Source organism: Allosalinactinospora lopnorensis (assembly GCF_000981225.1).
Taxonomy (GTDB): Bacteria; Actinomycetota; Actinomycetes; order Streptosporangiales; family Streptosporangiaceae; genus Allosalinactinospora; species Allosalinactinospora lopnorensis.
Window position 1 is genome coordinate 1 of record NZ_LAJC01000157.1, and the last position, 2,863, is coordinate 2,863.

General features: G+C 68.1%; 3 protein-coding genes. All 3 read left to right on the top strand.

The annotated features are described in order from the left end of the window. Window positions 1–286: 286 nt before the first annotated feature. Entirely contained in the window at window positions 287–730 is a 444-nt protein-coding gene (locus tag VS93_RS26135; protein ID WP_046472502.1) for a hypothetical protein, read from the top strand. A gap of 28 nt (window positions 731–758) precedes the next feature. Beyond that, window positions 759–1,628 (top strand): alpha/beta fold hydrolase, encoded by an 870-nt coding sequence (locus VS93_RS26140; protein ID WP_046472503.1) that lies wholly within the window; start codon window positions 759–761, stop codon window positions 1,626–1,628. 685 nt (window positions 1,629–2,313) lie between these two features. Then, window positions 2,314–2,863: hypothetical protein (locus VS93_RS32310; protein WP_046472504.1), on the top strand; the 550-nt coding region annotated here is incomplete at its 3' end.

Here is a 2,863-nt window from a genome sequence, read left to right on the forward strand (position 1 = left end):
GGGACACGGCAGGTGCTCGCACGCGGGACCCACCGCCTCCGGGGCGCCCGTATCCGCCCCCGGAGGCACCCCCACCCACCACACCCCGCCCATCGACATGGATAGCGGCGGCGCGTTTTTACTGAGGAGTCCGGTTAAATACACCTTTTTCCCCAGGTCAGGAATCCGCCAACCGGGCCATACCGCGCTGTTCCAGCGGGCAGAGCTCCAATGGAGTACCGCGCCGCACCCCTCGGTATCCGTGCGCGGGGTACGGCGTGTCCGGCACCTGACCACGGGGGGAGATATGGCAACACCGACCGCGGTTGCGGACCGATGGGTAGAGGACTTCACCCAGGTGTGCAACCAGGACGAGGAACTGCAGGCGCACGGCCGGCACTTCGACTGCTCCTACATGCTGCAGATGGGCGACCACAACTACCAGATCGTGATGCACCGCGGGAAGGTCGAGGAGATCCTGGTCGACCCCGGCCCGCTCGACCGGCGCTACCAGTTCCTCCTGCGGGCGAGCGCCGACACCTGGCGGGAGTTCGGCAAGAAGGAGCCGCGCCCGATGTGCCACGGCATCTGGGCGGCGACCTTCCGCGAGGACATGCAGATGGAGGGGGATCTGCTCGTGCTGATGCAGAACCTGCGCTGCTTCACCCGCCAGATGGAGCTGCTCCGGGTGAGCGGGGTCCCCGTCGAGGAGGACGTGTCCGCGCCGCAGCAACGGCAACCGTCGAAGTAACCGCGAAACACGCGGGAGGGAAACTGACATGGCCGAGTTCTCACCGGCAACCGGACGCTACGTGACCATCGACGTGCTCGGCGACGAGTGCAGGGTCTTCTTCCTGGAGAACGGGGACAGCAACAACCAGCCGCTCGTCTGCCAGCACACCGCGGGCTGCCACAACCACCAGTGGCGGTACCTGCTCGAAGACGAGGACATCACGAGCCAGTACCGGGTCATCGCCTACGACCTCACCTACCACGGCAAGTCCGATCCGCCGAAGAACAAGGATTGGTGGAAGGAGGAGTACCGGCTCACCGCCGACTGGTACACCGCCTTCATCACGAGCTTCTGCGACGCCCTCGAACTGGAGGACCCCATCTTCATGGGCTGCTCCTTCGGCGGGAACGAGGCGCTGCAGCTCGCGCTGCGGCGTCCGGACCGCTTCGGCGGCATCATCTCCGTCGAGGGCGCCGACTACTCGCCGGGGTTCTTCCTCGACTGGTGGCAGCACCCGCACGCGAACGCCGCGCAGGTCTCGGCCAGCGGCGTCTGGGACCTCATGGCGCCGCAGTCGCCGGACGCCGACCGGTCCGCGACCTGGTTCTACTACACCCAGGGCTCGGAGGCGTTCCGGGGGGACCTGTACTTCTACTCGGTGGACCACGACCTGCGGGACCACCTGGGAGAGATCGACACCTCGAACTGCCCGCTGGTGATGATCACCGGCGACTACGACTACCTCACCACGCCTGAGGACAGCAAGCGCACCGCTGACGGCATCCCCGGCGCCACCTTCTTCGAGATGAAGAAGATCGGGCACTTCCCGATGAGCGAGAACTATCCGGTCTTCAAGGGGTACATGCAGCAGGCGTTGAACACGATCGCGGAAAAGAGGAGGGCTCCCGTCGGATAGCGCTCCACCGGAAAGGAGGTGGAGCCCGGTCCCGAGCCACAACCCCGGTGCCCGCCAGCGGTCGGGCGCCGGGGTCGGTCCGCGCACCGCGCTTGTGCGGGCGGGTGCTCCCCGCGCCCGGCGGTGCTGGAGATCGTCGAGCGGCCGATCCCGGTCCCGGCGAGGTGCGGATCCGCCGTGCCCGCCGAGGCGACGGGGCACACGCCGCCGCGCCGGCGACGAACACAGCGGCCAGGTCCAGTGGTTCCCTACGCAGCGGCCCGGAGTGGGCACCGGAGGGCTCGTCGGGCGGGTCCGGTCGTGAGACGTTCTGACGAGATCGGTGTTCACGCATGCCAGCGAGGAGGCCCGAACCGGATTTCCGGCAGTTCACCAAGCGTGACAGCGCGGTAACTTCAGAGCGTGACGACTTTCACACCGTGTCCTCGCCGGCCCGGCCCTTGAGCAGGGTAGGCGCCGGCGGAGCCGGACGGGGAGGCCCTTCAGCGCCTCCGCTCCCGCGTGAAAGTTGCCAGGTCAGTGGCCGTTTCACCGGGTCGATTCAGGGCAGGGGCGCACATATGCGGAGCGCCGCGGAGGCGCAGCCGGGGACGGGGCGCCGGCGCTGCCGTACACCTCCCGTGGGGCGCGGCGCGATGCGCCGACCGCCGCCAAGGGTGGTGCCCAGGATGCCATAAGGGGGGACATGCCTGAACGCGGTAACGACGAGACAGGAAGGGCGCGCTCGACCACCCGGACGGGCCGGAACAGCGGAGAGAGGCCCGCCCGGAGGAGCCGGGAGAACGAGGAGAAGCCCACCCGGGGGAGTCAGCAGAGCGATGAGAGGCCCGCCCGGCCGGCGCACAGGCCTGATGGCAGGAGTCGCGGGACGGCCGACGAGCAACCGGATGTGCTGCTCGACGTCCCGGTCGTGAAGGTCGATGAGATCCAGCTCGAGGTCGAGAACCTTCGCGCTCGGGTCTCCCTGCAGGCCGAGGTGCTGGATCTGGTCAAACTCAACGTGGGAGCGGATGTTCAGCTCGGGCGCGTCGGCCTCACCATCAAAGGGGTCGAGGCGCAGGCTCTGCTCAAGGTCCGCCTCGACAACGTCTCCTCGATCATCGAGCGGGTGCTGCAGACGATCGACGAGAACCCGCAGATCCTCGAACACGTGACCCGTGGCCTGGAGTCGACGCTCAAGGATGTCGGGGGCGGTGCCGGGCAGGCGGTCGGCGAGCTCGGCCGAGGCGCTGGAA

What these genes read in the sequence shown, in the direction of transcription:
- VS93_RS26140 (WP_046472503.1), top strand. Translation starts at nt 759, where the DNA reads ATGGCCGAGTTCTCACCGGCAACCGGACGCTACGTGACCATCGACGTG.
- VS93_RS26135 (WP_046472502.1), top strand. Translation starts at nt 287, where the DNA reads ATGGCAACACCGACCGCGGTTGCGGACCGATGGGTAGAGGACTTCACC.